Source organism: Sunxiuqinia elliptica (assembly GCF_900113005.1).
GTDB classification, from domain to species: Bacteria; Bacteroidota; Bacteroidia; order Bacteroidales; family Prolixibacteraceae; genus Sunxiuqinia; species Sunxiuqinia elliptica.
In genome coordinates this window covers 333891-350906 of record NZ_FONW01000002.1, presented here as the reverse complement: position 1 = coordinate 350906, position 17016 = coordinate 333891, and the positions used below count along the sequence as shown (strand labels likewise).

The 17016-nt window shown below is 43.0% G+C and carries 14 protein-coding genes; 1 reads left to right on the top strand and 13 read right to left on the bottom strand.

Annotation, left to right across the window (positions count from 1 at the left end):
• Positions 1-139: 139 nt before the first annotated feature.
• Both BM156_RS06165 and BM156_RS06160 read right to left on the bottom strand, forming a co-directional pair.
• Positions 140-1345: an Lnb N-terminal periplasmic domain-containing protein gene (locus tag BM156_RS06165; RefSeq protein WP_093918968.1), complete on the bottom strand. Its 1206-nt coding sequence runs from the start codon at positions 1343-1345 to the stop codon at positions 140-142.
• 236 nt (positions 1346-1581) lie between these two features.
• The gene (locus BM156_RS06160; protein WP_093918967.1) at positions 1582-2004 is read right to left on the bottom strand and encodes a DUF1761 domain-containing protein; all 423 of its coding nucleotides are present in this window, start codon (positions 2002-2004) and stop codon (positions 1582-1584) included.
• Between the two features lie 113 nt (positions 2005-2117).
• Between BM156_RS06160 and BM156_RS06155 the strand changes: the two genes are divergently transcribed.
• Positions 2118-3275, top strand: coding sequence for a PSP1 domain-containing protein (locus tag BM156_RS06155; RefSeq protein WP_139218222.1), 1158 nt, complete (start codon positions 2118-2120; stop codon positions 3273-3275).
• A 98-nt stretch (positions 3276-3373) separates the two neighbouring features.
• Here BM156_RS06155 and BM156_RS06150 read toward each other — a convergent pair whose 3' ends face one another.
• The 11 genes from BM156_RS06150 to miaB all read right to left on the bottom strand — a co-directional run bounded on the left by BM156_RS06150 (position 3374) and on the right by miaB (position 16989).
• The gene (locus BM156_RS06150) at positions 3374-4285 is read right to left on the bottom strand and encodes a mevalonate kinase family protein (RefSeq protein WP_093918965.1); all 912 of its coding nucleotides are present in this window, start codon (positions 4283-4285) and stop codon (positions 3374-3376) included.
• Positions 4272-5324 carry a diphosphomevalonate decarboxylase gene (mvaD, locus tag BM156_RS06145; protein ID WP_093918964.1) on the bottom strand — a complete coding sequence of 351 codons (1053 nt, stop codon included), beginning with the start codon at positions 5322-5324 and terminating at the stop codon, positions 4272-4274. Before mvaD ends, BM156_RS06150 begins: the two co-directional genes overlap by 14 nt.
• A gap of 9 nt (positions 5325-5333) precedes the next feature.
• Entirely contained in the window at positions 5334-6257 is a 924-nt protein-coding gene (locus BM156_RS06140) for a GYDIA family GHMP kinase (protein WP_093918963.1), read from the bottom strand.
• Complete coding sequence (locus BM156_RS06135; RefSeq protein WP_093918962.1) at positions 6250-7563, bottom strand: hydroxymethylglutaryl-CoA reductase, degradative; 1314 nt, start codon at positions 7561-7563, stop codon at positions 6250-6252. The genes BM156_RS06140 and BM156_RS06135 overlap by 8 nt, the downstream gene beginning before the upstream one ends.
• Positions 7550-8563: a beta/alpha barrel domain-containing protein gene (locus BM156_RS06130; RefSeq protein WP_093918961.1), complete on the bottom strand. Its 1014-nt coding sequence runs from the start codon at positions 8561-8563 to the stop codon at positions 7550-7552. Before BM156_RS06130 ends, BM156_RS06135 begins: the two co-directional genes overlap by 14 nt.
• 3 nt (positions 8564-8566) lie before the next feature.
• Complete coding sequence (locus BM156_RS06125) at positions 8567-9724, bottom strand: acyl-CoA dehydrogenase family protein (protein ID WP_093918960.1); 1158 nt, start codon at positions 9722-9724, stop codon at positions 8567-8569.
• A 16-nt stretch (positions 9725-9740) separates the two neighbouring features.
• Entirely contained in the window at positions 9741-11720 is a 1980-nt protein-coding gene (locus BM156_RS06120) for an acetyl/propionyl/methylcrotonyl-CoA carboxylase subunit alpha (protein WP_093918959.1), read from the bottom strand.
• Complete coding sequence (locus BM156_RS06115; protein WP_093918958.1) at positions 11720-12526, bottom strand: enoyl-CoA hydratase-related protein; 807 nt, start codon at positions 12524-12526, stop codon at positions 11720-11722. Before BM156_RS06115 ends, BM156_RS06120 begins: the two co-directional genes overlap by 1 nt.
• 14 nt (positions 12527-12540) lie before the next feature.
• Complete coding sequence (locus BM156_RS06110) at positions 12541-14106, bottom strand: carboxyl transferase domain-containing protein (protein WP_093918957.1); 1566 nt, start codon at positions 14104-14106, stop codon at positions 12541-12543.
• Between the two features lie 226 nt (positions 14107-14332).
• Positions 14333-15637: a tRNA (N(6)-L-threonylcarbamoyladenosine(37)-C(2))-methylthiotransferase MtaB gene (gene mtaB, locus BM156_RS06105; protein WP_093918956.1), complete on the bottom strand. Its 1305-nt coding sequence runs from the start codon at positions 15635-15637 to the stop codon at positions 14333-14335.
• The gene (gene miaB / locus BM156_RS06100; protein WP_244525714.1) at positions 15634-16989 is read right to left on the bottom strand and encodes a tRNA (N6-isopentenyl adenosine(37)-C2)-methylthiotransferase MiaB; all 1356 of its coding nucleotides are present in this window, start codon (positions 16987-16989) and stop codon (positions 15634-15636) included. Before miaB ends, mtaB begins: the two co-directional genes overlap by 4 nt.
• Positions 16990-17016: the final 27 nt, after the last annotated feature.

Sequence of the window (17016 nt, the reverse complement as noted above, 5' to 3'; positions counted from 1 at the left end):
GATTCAGGTTTTAAAATTGATTGACCAACAAAGATAAAAGAAGCACCTACAACAAGGAAAAACTCACACCAATTGTTCGTAGATTTTTTTCAACAATTGTGAGTTGTCTGGTAGCCAGAGCACAAAACCAGTCGCCATGTTATGCTTTTGGTTCTTTTACACTTCTCAACAGAAAACCATGCAACAAGGCCCGGCACAACACCATCAACGTTAGCAGGTAAAAACCAACATGGAAGTCTTGTTCAATGATGAAACCACCAACTAAAAACAGGATTAGCCAAACTGCTAAAGCTTTCCAATATTTAGTTAACGCAGAGCGCCAGGCCTTGACCATCCATAAAAAAGCAAAAATCAAATTGGTAGGAACAGCCCACAATAAGTTCAAATTCGCCTTCATGGCCGGGTGCTCTGAGCAAGTTACAAACCAAACCAACACCACACCAATCAGCCCGGTAAGAATCAGCAAACTATAATCAATCCAATAAGAAGCCCGCTGCGCACGATACTGCTTGTAGGTCATTACAATCACCAAAAGCAACAACAAGCCCAATACCCACTCCGGCGTAAGCAAGCCAAATCCTGAACCAGCCTTTTTTCCAGCATCAAAAATGGTTCGTGTTTCTTTTACCAACGGACGGCTTGTTGTCCCTTTTTTAATTTGAGTATGCGCAAAATGCTTCATCAAAAAATCGGGCAAAAACATTTCGTGATATACTGAAGCTTTCAAGTCTGATGGACACCCTAAGGTCAGATTGATGCCAAAGTTGATCCACGGCAAAACCCGTTGATAAGCATCAACATGCTCCCTAAACGTCATTTCCAATCCTTCATTTTCCGGAAAAATCAAATCGCCATCCACCTGCTTCATCACGACATCGCGAACACGGGTCGCACAATTGTCCATAAAGAAATTGTAGCGGTATTCCCGATTTTCCGGCTTAGCATTCCAAATTAAAAAGTCAACCAATTGTTGCTTCTCTTGCTGCGTTAAGTTCAGTACCTGTTCATAAATATTGCGCCCATCACGTTGGTAACTGATTAAAAAGTCCTCATACTTTTCAGGAGCAAGCATATAGTCGGTTTGTCCTTTCGCAAAGCGGTAAACAAAGTTGGGGGCATTAAAACTAAACACCCCGTAATTGAACACGACATCAAACATGCGCCGAGGATCATTTACCCGAATGGCGGTATGCCCGTAAAGTGCATGTAACTGCTTACTGGGGCCACAAGTCAGCACACTAACTTCAGCCTGTTGACTTAGCTGAAAAGCCTTTCCCTGAAAAGGAAGAACAAGTAAGAATACCAAGCCGACAGCAATGAATAAGCTTTTATAAATTTGTTTCATCTGTTTAATAATTCTTGATTTCTGAATTTTCAATCCCGATAAGTATCGAGAGAAGACATCCAGGAACTCACCTAAATTTTAATCATTCTCCTGTGCATATGGTAAAATAAAAAAAATTCAAGTTTCTTTATTTTTTACTCAAAAAAAACAAAAAAGCAGGTCTAAACCTGCTTAATTAGTTAAAATCTTTTCAAAAGTTTTGGAATCAATCCAGTCCTGTTCTGCAAAAGTTTAAATTAGCCATGCCAAAACCCCAAGATCGCGCCCATAATTACATAGGTTACGACATCATAACCAGCATGAATAAAAAATAAGCCTACTTTTCCCTGCTCAAACAAAACCAGGTTTAAACGAGAAGTACTAATCCAAAAAACAGCAATCATAAAGCCTGAGAAAATTCCCAACTCTAAACTTGCTGATGAACCTAAAAACATGGCTAACACAAAAGCAGCCAACAACGAACCAATAAACGAACCTCCAAATACCACTGGCATTGGAAGCCCTTGCTTGAGCTTTTCTTCTGTAAAACCATTAAGAGCCATCCACTTTTTCCCAAACAAAACAGGAGAATACCAAACACTACCAACAACAAATGTGCTTAATGCCGCCACCAGAATTGCCCAATAATTCAGGTTGGCAATTACATGAGATAAGTCCATAATTTTCAGTTTAATTTCACAATCTGTAGCTGCTATACAAATTACAAAATCACGGATAAAAATCCTTATTTAGACTCTATTAAAATAGTATTTACAGTTAATTTTAGATATTTTTGTCTGAAATTAGATATAAAATAGATATGCCTATGGGATGTAGTGGATGTAGTTTTAATACAGATGGTGACCGCCCCACCATGTTAGGCACCTACGATTGGTTAAACGATTTACCAGATACAACACACTTATCAAATATTGTTGAAGTTCGATTTAAAGGAACCCGCAAAGAATTCTTCAAAAATGAAGACGGACTTCCGCTGAAAATCGGCGACTTAATTGTAGTGGCTACCAACCCCGGACACGATGTGGGGACTGTTTCTCTACTGGGGAAATTAGCAGAAAAGCAGTTTGTTCGGAAAATACGCAAGCCGGAGCGCTACCAATGGAATAAAGTGTATCGAAAAGCAACAAACGCGGATAAAGACAAATACGAGGCTGCCCGCAAACGCGAGTACCCAGTTATGGTACGTTCTCGTCAGCTAGCCAATGAGCTGGGACTGGAGATGAAAATTGGCGACGTCGAATTTCGAGGCGATAATGCCAAAGCCATTTTTTATTATATCGCTGAAGGAAGAGTTGATTTTCGTGAACTGATCCGGCGTTATGCTCGGGAATTCCACATCAAGGTTGAGATGAAGCAAATTGGTGCTCGTCAGGAAGCCGGTCGTGTGGGAGGTATTGGCTCATGTGGCCGTGAGCTTTGCTGCTCTTCATGGCGGACAGACTTTGACAGTGTAACTTCCGAAGCGGCCATTCAGCAAGGCTTATCACCTAATGCTGAAAAGATGGCTGGAAAATGCGGTAAGCTCAAATGCTGTCTGATGTATGAGTTAGACACTTACTTGGAAGCGCAGGAGGATTTCCCGAACGAATTACTTGCTCTGGAAACATCAAAAGGACTGGCCAAGCATTTTAAAACAGAAATTCTGAATAAAAAGATTTGGTACACCCTTGAAGAAGCCTATGGCACCAAACCATTGGTGCTAGATTTGGAAGACGTCAAAAAGATCATTCAACTCAATAAACGAGGCAAAAGACCTTTACTGGAAGAGTACCTGAGCGCTGATGTTAAGTTGGAGAATGAAATGAGTGTTGGATCAGTTAACACTGAAATTATTGAAAAGAACCAGCACAAAAAGAAGAGACGGAAAAAGAAATATTCGAAAAATCCGAATCAACAACAAAGAAGGAAAAACACGACCAATAAGTCATAAGCTAAAGCCTTAAGGTGAAGATACCTTAAGGCTTTTTTACTTCTCAATTCAATTCCTAAGCTATTCATTCAAAAATAAGAAGTAGCTTCTCAAGTTGACTAAAACACTTGAATACATTCTAATTCAGCCGGCATCATTCTTCCTTCAGGAACAAAGGCGAGCAAAAAACCACCACCTCCGGAGCCCAGAAGTTTTACAATAATTTCTTGGTCACGTAAATGATGCCACACTTTTTGAAATGCTTCAGGAATCATCTCTTGTAGGTAATTCAATTGAAAGGAACTAAGCGCTCGAACCTGATGAAATAGTTCATCCTTGTCGCCTGTTAAAAACGCTTGAATAGCCAAGTCATTGGTGGGTAAAAATCGGGACTTAAACGCAGTTGAAAAATCAGCTTGCTCCATTTTCTGCATAAACAAACGTACCAATGGAGCAGTTGAGCTCTTTATTTTTGTATCGATTAAAAAAACATTGAATCCTGGAGTTTTTAGAGACTGAGCCGGAAGATGAATCTCTTTTCCTGCAAGTAGTACCGGACGGTTAACAAAAGAAACCAGGGGATCAAAGCCCGAGCTTTTCCCATGAAAGTAGGCTTCCATCACGGAAAAGTCTTCCTTCAGAATGCCCAACAGGTTTTTCTTAGCTCGCTGTGCTCCCAGACTATCCTGATAGCCGCTATAGCGATGGTAAACCGCCGCACAAAGCATTCCTGAACTCCCCACTCCATATTGCAATGGAATATCTGATTTTAGAAACAATCCTGCAGCCATATCTTTTTTGATCTGGCTAAGGTTCAAAGGAAAGTTCATCTGCTCATTCAGTCGCTCATGCTCAAAGAATGAGACAAACCGCTCAAGTTCCAGCCGACTTTCGCCAATAGTTTGATCGCTTAAGTTTTCGCTAAAAACAAGCTTTCCCTTAAAACGGGAGAATGGAATAGCCAGTGCCTTTGCGCCATACATCAATCCATATTCTCCAAACAGCAATAATTTGGCATTAAACTCCTTCATCCGTCAACTGAATTGGGCCATTACCAATACCATCATCCAACCATTGTCCTTGCTCGGTAAAACTCAACAACTCATGCTCAACAAACTGATGAATCACCTCCTTATCCTTCTCAAAATAAATCAGATGAATATTGGGGCCTGCATCAATTGTAAAACCAAAATGAAGCCCGCTTTGTTTCCTAAAATCCCGAATTCTTTGGATAATATTCAGACTATTGGGATGAAGCAAAATAAACGACGGATCAGAAGTCATCATCAAAGCATGAAGGCTAAGTGCCTCCTTCTCCAACAACTCAAAAAAACGAGCATGCTCCCCCTTTTCCATGACCGTAAGTAACTCGAACAGGTGACTGTTAACCTGTGCCAAGCGGGCATCCTTAAACGTGTGGGTATTCATCAACTCATGCCCTTGCGAACTGGACACTTGCTTTTTGTTAGAATCAACCAGTAAAACCGCATCCCGCAAGCTATAGTAATCCGGATGAAAACGCCCTTTTACAGGAATAGCATGGCAATCTGTTGATCCGGGTATTTGGTTCAAGTGCCCCCAAACAGCAAAAGCAGGAAACACAGACCGGCAAGCGCTCCCACTTCCCAGACGCGCCCAACGCGAAGCTTTCTGAAAAAACTGCTCCTGAGTAAACTGCCGATTATTTACCTGCTGTTTTAAATCGACTAGGCATAGCGCCAAAGCACCAAAGGCAGAAGCCGAAGAAGCAATTCCTGCCGAATGTGGAAACGTATTCCAACTTTCAATTTTGAATGAGAAATCATTTAACCAATCATGCTCCAAAGACATGTTCGCCAGATAGTTTTCGATACGCTCTGTAAATGCTGAAGCTTGGCCTTCAAACATAAAAGAGACCTTCCTTCTCGAAGCTGGCGTTATCGAAACGCGCGTTTTCGTCTTGGCCTTTTTCAGACTAAAACTTAAAGAGGCATTCAACGGCAACTGTGCCGGCTTTTTACCCCAATATTTTATCAATGCTATATTTGACGGACATTCCCATTCCGCCCGATATTCTTTCCCTTTCACCATACTTTTTTCTCAACGCTTATTCAACACCAATTCTTTCCACGGAAATACGACCCGCAATCCTTTCTCTTTGAAATACTTCAACACACAACGATCATCCATTGGAGTTGCAACCAGATAAAAATCTCCACCCCATGCGCCAAGCGATTTCACCTCGCCATTAAAATCACTAAAATAGCTTGACTTTACCGTTGGGCTATTCAGCAATCCACTAACTAATGCCTCGTGCTGCACAATCAATCGCTGAAAATCAGCCAAATCACGAGTGTTTGCAATTTCTTCTGAAATCCCGTTCACTTCACTCAGCTGTGCTTCCGTTACAGCGCCATCACGCAAAAAGCGACGCACTTCATTTCGGGTACTTTTCTTCGACCCGGAGTAAATAAAGTAGAGGTTATCCAAAAACGGATAATCGAGCTCAATTCGTTGCGGCTTCTTATCTTTTTCGTAAAAGATTGGCCCATCAGCCGAAGCACACGCAATATCAAAGCCTGAGCCATTGAAAATCTGTTCATTCAGTTGAAAAGGATCAACTCCTGCCCAAGTGGCTAAGTTGGCAATCAGCGTACTGCTACTTCCCAATCCCCATTGGTTATGAAAATCAATTTTGGTATGAATATCCAATCCCCCATTCAATTTGAACTGCGGGTTCATTTTCAGAATAGCTTTCAGCGCATCTTGCAGAATAACCGCTTTTTCAGCATCTGAACTATGGATAATCTTTAAATAGGGCAACTGAAAATCGCAGGAAAACCAAAGTCCTTCCTGCATAAATGCTTTCCAGCTTACCACATCAGCCTGTCTGCCCTCCGACACATCCATTCGCTGACCATATTGCAATGGCAACGCAATAGCTTTTGCTCCTTGCAGCACAAAGTACTCGGCAGTGAGCAATAATTTCCCGTGGGCATCATATGTTTGTTTTACGTCAGACATGTTTTTCTAAAAATTTCTTCACCTCGGCAAATGAAACTTCCCGGTCTTGAAAGTAAAGTCTTGCCGACTCTTTTTGTTCATCAGAAACCTGAAAACTATTTAAAATATTACTCAAATGCATTTTCATATGTCCCTGCTGAATGCCGGTTGTTACCAACGCCCGAACCGCAGACCAGTTCGACGCCAATCCGGCCACAGCCAAATAGGCCATCAATTCTTTAGCTGAAGGATTTCCCAATATTTGCATGGAGAGCTTTGCCAACGGATGTAAACTGGTTACTCCTCCAACAACGCCAACTGCCAGTGGAATTTCCAACTGAAACCAGAATTTCCCCTGATCAATCCATGCTTCTGTCAGTCCACGGTACTGGCCTTGCTGCGCAGCATACGCATGAGCTCCAGCCTCAATGGCTCGAAAATCATTTCCTGTAGCCATCGCCAAGGCGTCAATTCCGTTAAAAATCCCTTTGTTGTGAGTTACAGCCCGCGACACATCCTCCCGGGCAATACGCACTGCACGAACAAATTTCTCAGCAAAAGCATAAGCTTCTTCCCGTTCATCAGCCAACTCCTCAACCGGGCATTCTACCCAAACACGCACCCGACTATCGGGAACGTAGTTTGACAAAATTGCCATGATCACTTCCAGTCCCTGTTCTTCCGGCAAAAGCTCTGGCGCAGTATCTGCCCAGTCTTTCATACTTCGTCCAAATTGCTCCAAACATGAGTTGATGAAATTGGCTCCCATCGCATCACAGGTTTCAAAGGCAACATCCAACTGATAGTAGTTCGGCAAAATTTCAGGCAATTCTTTCAACTCAATCGCTCGAATTCCCCCTCCCCGCTTTTCCATATTCTGTGTCAGCGGTTCAGCCTCTTTCAGCAGCTTTTGCTTAATCTCAGGGAAAGCCTTTCGTAATTTCTGAGGCTGTCCATTCCAACTAAAGTGCAGCTGTCCTTTTTTCTGCGTACCTATTATTTCCGATTTAAAACCACCTCTTTTCGCCCAAAAGCCAGCAGCCTTCGCCAAAGCAGCGACCACTGAGCTCTCTTCGGTAACCAGCGGAAATACTTGGGTTTGCCCGTCAACTAAAAAGTTGGGAGCAACAGAAAAGGGCAAGTGAAAATTAGATAGTTGGTTTTCACTCAAATCGGCAATGACCGCCTGCCACTGTTGGTTGGTTAATTGAAAACTATCCAGAAAGGCTTGAGTCTCGGCATCCAAATGGAATTGCTCAATCAGCCATTGTATTTTTTGTGTTCGATCAAATTTCGAAAAGCCATTTATGATTTTATGCTCCGTCATATTCCGGGTTTAACGTCAAATATTGTTGCGCCAAACGCAGGGCCTTCAATTGATTTTCGATATAAGTCTTGAGCTCTTGATAATCGTTGGTTGCATGTTTTAGCACAGCCGAAGCCATTCCATACACGGCTGGCAGCTGACTCAATGAAGTTAGGTAGTAACCATCCAGGTAGTTTTTCACGCCACCCGAAATGATCAGTTGACGACACTGTGGTTCGCCAATTTCCTGCAACAAACGATTGACACTCTTCACCATCTGAGCTGCTGTTTGCCCAACAAAAGCAAACGGTTGATACATCTCCTGCATCGCAGGATCCTCACGCATCAACTCCAGGTTTGAAAAGTTGGTTCCCCCATAGGCAGCAAACTCAATGGCCGCCAGTGGCAATCTCAACAAGCGCTTTAAGCTAGCCTCGCCCATGCCTTGGCCAACTTCTTTAACAATGATTGGTAAATGCATGCGGCTCATCAACAATTCAATGGTCTCAATTGGAGGTCGCTCTATCCGATCTCCCTCTGGCTGAAACCATTCTTGAAGTGGATTAACATGAACAATTAAACCATCAGCTCGAAGCTCACCAACCAAATCAATAATTGCCTGCTCATTTTTATCTTTCAACAACGACTCGACTTGCGCAATACCCAAATTTGCCCAAAATGGCTGATCCGGGCCAATAATCTCGCGCATATCGAAATCTGCCCAATACGTTTTATCAAACAATATTTTGCGACATGATCCCAATCCCATTCCAAATCCAAACTCACGGCAAGCTTGTGCAATGTTTTCATTGATTTTACGGGCAACTCCTGTACCTCCGGTCATACTGGAAACCCAGAAGGGTGACCGAATCATTTTCCCTAAAAACAGAAAAGCCTGTTCACCATCTACAGGATGAGCAGCCAACAATGGTTCGTACATAAACCGTTGGTCATGCTCCATCAATCCAGTTTGTGATTCAAAAGCAAGTTGAATGTGGTCAAGTTTGCGATCTTGTGTCATTTATTATTCCTTTAATACCGAACGTGAAATTACCATTCGCAGCACTTCTGATGTTCCCTCTCCAATGGAGAGTAAGCGCTGATCACGGAAAAAACGTTCGATTGGGTATTCGTCATTACGGAATAAACCGGCTCCACCAAAAATCTGTAAAGCTTCACCAGTCACATCACTGGCTACTTGCGAGCAATACAGTTTTGCCATGGCTGCCTGCGTCCCAAATGCATGTCCGTTATCTTTCAACCAACAAGCGTTGTAAAGGGTATTCCGGGCATTTTCTATCTTCATTGCCATATCGGCCAATTTAAAAGAAATTACCTGAAAATTAGCTAAGGCTTTCCCAAATTGTTTCCGTTTTTTTGCAAAGCTAACCGCCATCTCAAAAGCTCCCTGAGCCAATCCCAATCCCATAGCTGCAATAGACAAACGTCCGGAATCAATGGTTTTCAGCATAATTTTGATTCCTTGACCACGCTCACCCAACTGATCCTCAGCAGGAATGTGTACATCATTAAAGTACACCATGCCATTATCAGCAGCACGCCAAAGTAGCTTATTTTTCATAAACTCGCGGGTATAGCCCGGAGCTCCTTTGCTAACAAGAAAAGCGGTAAATTCTTTACGGCCATCTTCCCGTATGCCTGTTTGCGCTACAAAGCTAATACCTGACGACATATCTGAAGCACCATTGGTAATGTATTTTTTATGTCCATTTACCAACCAACCATTGGCTTGCTCCTTAGCCACTGTTTCCACGCCCTGAGCATCAGACCCTGCATTCTCTTCAGTCAATCCGAAAGCCCAAAGATTCTCAGCCGTACACAGCGACGGTAAATATTTTGCTTTTTGCTCTTCAGTTCCAAACTCCATAATGGGACCAACTCCCAAGGAATTATGTGCCGCTAAGGTTGCCGCCACAGAGCTATCTACCCGAGCCAATTCTTCCACGGCAATAATGTAGGAAAGGTAATCGCTACCCTGCCCTCCAAAACGTTCAGGGGCATGCATCCCAAAAACATTCAGGCTTTTCAATGACCGGATCAAGTCCATCGGGAACTGTTCCTTAGCTTCAAACTCGCCAATTACGGGTTTTACATATTTCTCTGCAAAGCCTCTTACTTTTTTCCGCAGAGCATGATGCGTTTCGTTTAAAAATGCGTTCATGTAGGTTTTTATTTTTTTACGATTCTAAATCCACCAATAATTCTTTATCCTGCACCAAGTGTCCCTTGGATACATGAATAGTTTTCACCACAGCATTTGCTGGGCTTTGTATTGTAAATTCAGACTTCATTGATTCGATCACTAATAAAGTCTGTCCTTTTTGCAAAACATCTCCGGGTTTCACCAGCACGTCAACCACTTTCCCAAACAAATCAGCCACAACCCGATCACTCTTCGTTTCTCCTACAACAACTGCCTTACGCTGTAACTGCACTTGATTGGCCACGTGATTGCTCCGCAATGAATACAACTGACTCAAATATTGTATCCGGCTTAGCCCAGCTTCTTCGGAAATAAAGATAACAATATCTTTATCATTTAGAGAAAATTGAATTGACGAAGACTTCCACTGCTTAGGAACAACTTGGAAAAGCTGATTTCCCCAACTCATCTGCCATGAATTTGCTTTTGGAGAAACTTCAATCGCATGCCATTCTTCTTCGAGCTTTACTTGAAACTTCTGTTGAAAACGCCAATAGCCCATTTCCGTCCAACTCGTTGCTCTATCAGTACTATTCGGACGATAAAAATGATGTAACAAATAGCCAACCAAGAGTTCAGCAACAGGCCTTTTTTCACCTTCCATTTCTTCTTCCCTCAGCAAGGCTGGTAAACTTTCCTCCAGCCAACGGGTACTGATTTGATTTTGATTAAAGGCTGGCTGAGCCAGCACCATCTTCAAAAACTGCTGATTCGTTTTCACACCGCCAACAAAAAGCGAGTCAACCGATTGGCGCATTTGCTCAAGAACCTCAGCTCTGGACTGTCCATGCACGATCAGCTTGCCCAACAACGAGTCATAGTTCGAAGACAAATGAAAGCCAGTAGTTAAAAAGCTATCCCAACGGGCAGACTCTGGTTCAATCAAGTCATGAATATGCCCAGAGGTGGGCATAAACTGATTCGTCGGATCTTCAGCACAAACTCTTAACTCAATGGCATGTCCATTCGCAGTCAATTGATGTTGCTGCAAACTCAGTTGTTCGCCCAAAGCAATACGCAATTGCCATTCAACCAAGTCGATTCCAGTAATCAATTCGGTTACCGGATGTTCTACCTGGAGCCGGGTGTTCATTTCCAGGAAATAGAAATTCTCCTGTTCATCAACGAGAAACTCAATCGTTCCTGCTCCCCGATATTCTATAGCCCGGACAATTGTCAAGGCTGCTTCGTATAATTTTTTCTTGGTATTTTCTGAAATTGATGAAGCCGGGGCTTCCTCAATCAACTTTTGATAGCGCCGTTGAATGCTGCATTCACGTTCAAATAAATGCACCGCCTTACCACTTCCGTCACCCAACACTTGCACTTCGATGTGGCGAGCTACAGACAGGTATTTCTCTATTAATAATTCATCATTCCCAAAATATTGAAGAGCCAGACGCTGCGCTTGTTTTAATGCTTTTGGTAACTGAGCAAGATCATGGACAACCTCCATGCCTTTACCACCACCCCCGCCAGATGCTTTTACCAAAATTGGTAAATCCAGCTCTGGAGCCAACTGAATCAATTCATCAACCGAAGCTCGTTTTCCTGGGATAATGGGAACTCCCAATCGCTCGACAAAAGCAATGGCTTGTCGTTTTTCTCCCATCAAGCGGATTTGCGCCGGGGTAGCACCTATAAAAGCCAAGCCAGCTTGCTCCACCTTTTCAGCAAAACCTGCATTCTCAGATAAAAACCCATAACCGGGATGAATTGCCTGTGCACCATGATCAAGCGCTATCGAAATCAATTTATCCTGATTGAGATAGGTCTCCTGCAGTTCATCTCCTTCCAGAAGAATTGCCTGATCAGCTAACTCAACATGCTTAGAAGCGGCATCTTCAGCGGCATAAACCGCCAGCACTTGCACACCAAATTTCTGAGCTGTTTTTAAAATCCGAACAGCAATTTCACCTCGGTTGGCAATCAATATTTTTTGAAAATGCTTCATTAATTTTCAACAACATTTAGTTTTTGCCAATCTGGTTTTCTCTTTTCCAAAAAGGCTCGCAATCCTTCCTGACCTTCGTCTGATTCAATCAGTTCAGCCAATACCGCTGCTGTATGCTCACTACTTTCCACAGTTAATTCACCGGAACCGACTTTCAGCAACAACTGTTTACAAGCCCGTAAAGCATTGGGAGAAGAATCTTTCAAGCCATCAATTAGTTGATCAACAACCTGCTCCATTTTCCCGTCTTCAGCCAGAAAATCAACCAAGCCAACCAACTGGGCTTCAGTTGCCCAAAAGCGATCGCCCGAAAACATTAGCTTTCTCATATTTTGAACAGAAACACGACATGCAACAAAAGGAGTTATTGTTGCCGGCACAATTCCCAATTTGACTTCACCAAAGGCGAACGCGGTAGACCGCTCAGCGACAACAAAGTCGCAAGCAGCAACCAATCCATTTGCTCCTCCCAGAACATTCCGGTGAGCAGCAGCAATGGTCACTTTGGGCAGTTCATGAAGTGCCTTCAGCAATTCGGCCATCCTTAAATACTCTTGCCAGTTATCCGCTTTTGACTTATCCACAGCTCCTGCAAACCAAGCGATGTCTGCTCCGGCACAGAAGGATTTTCCTTCACCAGAAAGGACAAGAAACTGAATTTCGTCTCTTTCAGCGATGATCTTCAATGCTTCGTGCATTTCTTCAATCAACTCCGGATTTATTGCATTATGCACCTGGGGACGGGATAAAATTAAGTTAGCCCGCTTGTCCCCCAGTTCTAATTTTATATTTTTCCAGTTTTCCATGTCTTTCTTTTTTTTTACATTCTAAACACCCCGTAATGAGGCTTTTGCTCCGGCTGATTCATCGTTACCGTAAAGGCCAAAGCCAAAATATCACGAGTTTGTGCTGGATCCAGAATACCGTCATCCCACAAACGCGAAGAGCTATAATAAGCAGAGCTTTCCGCTTCAAACTGTTCGATTAAGCGCGTTCCTATTCCATTTTGACCAATTGTCTGCAACACTCCAGCCGCTTGTTCTCCTCCCATCACTGCAATACGCGAATGAGGCCACATAAACAAAAAGTCGGGCTCGTACGCTCGCCCTGCCATCGCGTAGTTTCCTGCACCAAATGATCCGCCAATAACCACTGTAATTTTAGGCACCACAGCGTTGGCAACCGCATGAATCAATTTAGCCCCATCACGGGCAATTCCTTCATGCTCGTATTTTTTCCCGACAATAAAGCCGGTTATATTTTGCAAAAACAGCAAGGGGATTTGCCTTTGATTACATAACTGAATGAAATGGGCTCCTTTGCGAGCACTCTCAGCAGTCAGAAAACTCTGATTTCCTAATATTCCAACAGGCATTCCCTTCAAATTGGCAAACCCGGTTATCAAGGTTTTTCCATAGTTTTCCTTGAACTCCTGAAAGTCACCACCATCCACCAGACATTCAATAATCGAACGAATAGCAATCGGCTTTTTTAAATCCGAAGACAAATACTTATAAATCTCCTCCCCCTTGCAGGCAGGTTCTTTAACCCGTTCAATTGGAAGATCCTTTTTCTGCGGAATTGGAAAACTCTTCACCACACGACGACAAATTTGAATGGCATCAACATCATCATCTGCCAGATGGTCCGCAACTCCCGAAATGGAAGTGTGCACCTCTCCTCCTCCGAGCTCTTCAGCAGATACTTCTTCGCCTGTCGCTGCTTTCACCAAAGGCGGACCACCAATAAAAATGGTTCCTTGATTTTTTACAATGATGGTTTCATCGCACATGGCTGGAACATAAGCGCCACCCGCCGTGCAAGACCCCATAACCACTGCTAACTGTGGGATTTCTTCGGCCGACAAACGTGCCTGATTATAAAATACCCGTCCAAAATCAAAACGGTCGGGAAAAACATTGGCTTGCTCAGGCAGAAAAATACCACCCGAGTCAACCAGGTAAATGCAAGGCAAATGATTTTTAAGCGCAATTTCCTGTGCTCGAACATGCTTTTTGATGGTCTCCCGAATGTAAGTACCTCCTTTTACGGTCGCATCATTCGCAACCAACATACATTCACGCCCCTGCACAACTCCAATTCCGGTTACAATTCCAGCAGACGGGAAAGCATCATCATATTGGCCATAGGCAGCAAAAGTTGACAACTCCAGAAATGGCGTATTTTTATCAATCAACAGATCAATACGCTCACGAGCAAGAAGTTTCCCCCGCTCCCGGTGCTTTTGAATGGCTTTTTCAGGACCATGATTAAGCGTGCTATTCAAGCGCTCATAGAAGTTATCAACAATTTGTTGATAAGTCTCCTTGTCCGAAGAATTTCTATCGGACTTGACTCTTGAGTTATTTTGTTGAGCTTTACCCATGTTGTCGTTAAACAAATTTGAAATGGAAAATCTCTTATTATGACAAAATTCAAGACTATTAGTTCACTGAGAAGCCTTAATTTTTTTACAACAAGTACCGCATAACAAGCAACACAGCCCTAAAATTCTCAGCAAAATCGATGAATCATCTTGATTACGATCATAAAAAGAACCTTCAACTCAAACCAGAACCAACGACTCTCAACTCCAAACAGAACTGGCTCCGCTAAATTAATTCAAGTTCACCAACTAAGGTTAGCGACTCGTTCTCCCCTTTTAATTTGGTAATTCGAACTTTATGAAAGGTATTTTTTGAAATGCCATCAACCTTGAATTCAACTGGTACATAATGCTCGCCATAGCCTGAGGCCCAGCCTTGCTCATCAATCTTTTCAATCAAAACCGTTTGCTTTTGTCCAATAAATCGATTCAAATAGCTTTTCCGCATTGCTTCAGATTGATCACGCAATTGAGCCGAACGACTTGTTTTAACTTTCTCAGGCACCTGCTCCTCCATTCTTTCAGCCCGAGTTCCTTTTCGAACTGAGTATTTGAAGGCATGCACATGACTAAAACCAAACTGATTAACAGCATCCAAGCTCTGTTGAAAATCATCCTCGTCTTCTCCTGGAAAACCAACAATCAAATCAGTCGTAAAATTGAAGTCGGGCCATACCACACGAAAACATTCAACGATCGATTCAAAACGCTTATAAGCATACATCCGGCGCATGCGCAACAAGACTTTATCCGATCCACTTTGCAAACAAAGATGCAAGTGGGGTGCTAACTTGGGATGTTTGAATAAATCTAGAAACCGATCACCAAATCCATCGGGTTCCAGCGACGAAATTCGTACTCGGAAATCTCCGGGAATATCAAGAATGGCTTCAACAACATCTTCAAATCGCTTATCTTCCCACTCGTAACGCCCAATATTCACGCCAGTTATCACCAGTTCTTTAAAACCATTGGCAAGCGTATGTTTTACATTCTCAATAATTTCAGGCAACGGACGACTGACCGCTCTTCCCCTCACTTTCGGGATGATACAAAACGTACAAAAGTTGTCACATCCATCTTGGATTTTAATCGAACTTCGTGTGTGTAAACTTTTGTCGACCGTGCTAAATTGGAACACATCACCATCCAAATTTGAAGGATGCAGAATTTCGCCATTGAAATGCGCATCCACCAATTGGCGGATGCTGGCCTTACGTTTGTTATCAACCACGTAAGTAATTTTATCCTGCCCTTCTAGCTTTTCTTTATAGTTGTTAGCCATACAACCGGTAACCACAACCATTGATCCCTGGTTATTCCGGGCAGCCTGGCTAATAATGTTTCGTGATTTCTGATCGCTTTGATTGGTTACAGTGCAGGTGTTTACCACAACTACATCCGCAGCATCTTTAAAATCAACGACCTCATAGCCTGCCTGATCAAAATCAGATACCAAGGCATCGGTTTCGTATTGATTTAAACGACACCCCAATGTTTTAAACGCAATCTTTCTCTTTTCCAAACTCATGATTCCACTTCTTCCTTCTGCGTTACCAACTCACCACTTAATGAGAAATCGGCAGCCGAGGTAATCAGAACATCAACAATTGTTCCCATTAACTCAGGCGCTTTCCGATCGAGCCGAACGTTGAGCTTTCCTTCGGTTAATCCGGTGCTAAAGCCTGTTTTTCGGTCGGCACCATTAATCAGCAAGCGCACTGTTTTTCCAACCAATTGCTCATTGTAGTTTCTCGTATGCGTTTTCATCACTTCGGATAGCCGATGGAAACGATCTTTCTTCACATCCTGTGCGACTTCATCGTCCCAACGGTAACTAGCCGCTCCCGGACGTGGAGAATACATGGCGATATAGGCCATGTTGAACTTAAACTCATCCATGGCAGCAACCGTATTCTGAAAAGCAGCCTCATCTTCGCCGGTAAATCCAACAATGATGTCGGTAAATAAAGTCGCTTGCGGAATTAACTCCCGAATATCGGTCACGATTTTTTGGTATTTATCCATTGAGTGACGACGATTCATCTTGATCAAGACTTTTTCATCGCCACTTTGCATCGGCAAATGAATTTGTTTCGCCAAACAATCATACTCTGCAATCACTTCAATCACATCGCGTCCCATATCCTGCGGGTGTGGCGATGTAAAATACACCCAAAATTCTTCGCCTGAAACTCGTCCATACTCTCCAACCTGCCTCAGTAGGTCTGCAAACGAAACTTCCTCGCCATGCTTGTCCAGACCATAGGAGTTTACATTCTGTCCCAGCAAGGTTATCGACTTATAGCCTTGATTAACTAAATGTCGGATTTCATCCAGAATATCAGTAGAAGGACGGGAAACTTCACGTCCTCGAGTATAAGGCACAGCACAAAAAGTACAAAACTTATCGCACCCATTTTGAATGGGAACGAAAGCCTCATAAGTTGACTCGTATTTGGGCTTGATGTGCCATAGGTCAACGATGTGCTCATTTTTAGGCATCACCGGCTTCGGTGTCTTTAGCGAAGCTGCATTGACCACCCCATAATTCCGGATCATATCAGGCAGTTGACTGAGCTCACTCATCGGAAAAATAAGATCGAACAGCTTTAAGAATTTTTCTTTATCTGCTGGCAAAATGCAACCGGATACAAAGGTGATCAGGTTGCGGTTGTTTTTCCACCTGTTCCATTGGGCAATCTTGTTATATACCTTATCAATTGGCTTTTGCCGAACCGAGCACGCTAACATGCCCAGCAAGGTGGCCTCCTCCTCGTTATCCGTCCGCTCATAGCCCATCCGTTCCAACACCGCACTTACGCGCTCACTGTCCGACAGGTTCATTTGGCATCCCAATGTAATCAAGTGGTATTTCATCATTTCTATTTTTCAGTCTTAAAAAAGAAA

Bases quoted from the DNA above. Each gene is read 5' to 3' on its own strand.
- BM156_RS06135 (WP_093918962.1), bottom strand. From the start codon at position 7,563: ATGACGGAGCATAAAATCATAAATGGCTTTTCGAAATTTGATCGAACA.
- BM156_RS06125 (WP_093918960.1), bottom strand. From the start codon at position 9,724: ATGAACGCATTTTTAAACGAAACGCATCATGCTCTGCGGAAAAAAGTA.
- BM156_RS06130 (WP_093918961.1), bottom strand. From the start codon at position 8,563: ATGACACAAGATCGCAAACTTGACCACATTCAACTTGCTTTTGAATCA.
- BM156_RS06115 (WP_093918958.1), bottom strand. From the start codon at position 12,526: ATGGAAAACTGGAAAAATATAAAATTAGAACTGGGGGACAAGCGGGCT.
- BM156_RS06160 (WP_093918967.1), bottom strand. From the start codon at position 2,004: ATGGACTTATCTCATGTAATTGCCAACCTGAATTATTGGGCAATTCTG.
- BM156_RS06110 (WP_093918957.1), bottom strand. From the start codon at position 14,106: ATGGGTAAAGCTCAACAAAATAACTCAAGAGTCAAGTCCGATAGAAAT.
- BM156_RS06120 (WP_093918959.1), bottom strand. From the start codon at position 11,720: ATGAAGCATTTTCAAAAAATATTGATTGCCAACCGAGGTGAAATTGCT.
- miaB (WP_244525714.1), bottom strand. From the start codon at position 16,989: ATGATGAAATACCACTTGATTACATTGGGATGCCAAATGAACCTGTCG.
- mtaB (WP_093918956.1), bottom strand. From the start codon at position 15,637: ATGAGTTTGGAAAAGAGAAAGATTGCGTTTAAAACATTGGGGTGTCGT.
- BM156_RS06150 (WP_093918965.1), bottom strand. From the start codon at position 4,285: ATGAAGGAGTTTAATGCCAAATTATTGCTGTTTGGAGAATATGGATTG.
- mvaD (WP_093918964.1), bottom strand. From the start codon at position 5,324: ATGGTGAAAGGGAAAGAATATCGGGCGGAATGGGAATGTCCGTCAAAT.
- BM156_RS06140 (WP_093918963.1), bottom strand. From the start codon at position 6,257: ATGTCTGACGTAAAACAAACATATGATGCCCACGGGAAATTATTGCTC.
- BM156_RS06165 (WP_093918968.1), bottom strand. From the start codon at position 1,345: ATGAAACAAATTTATAAAAGCTTATTCATTGCTGTCGGCTTGGTATTC.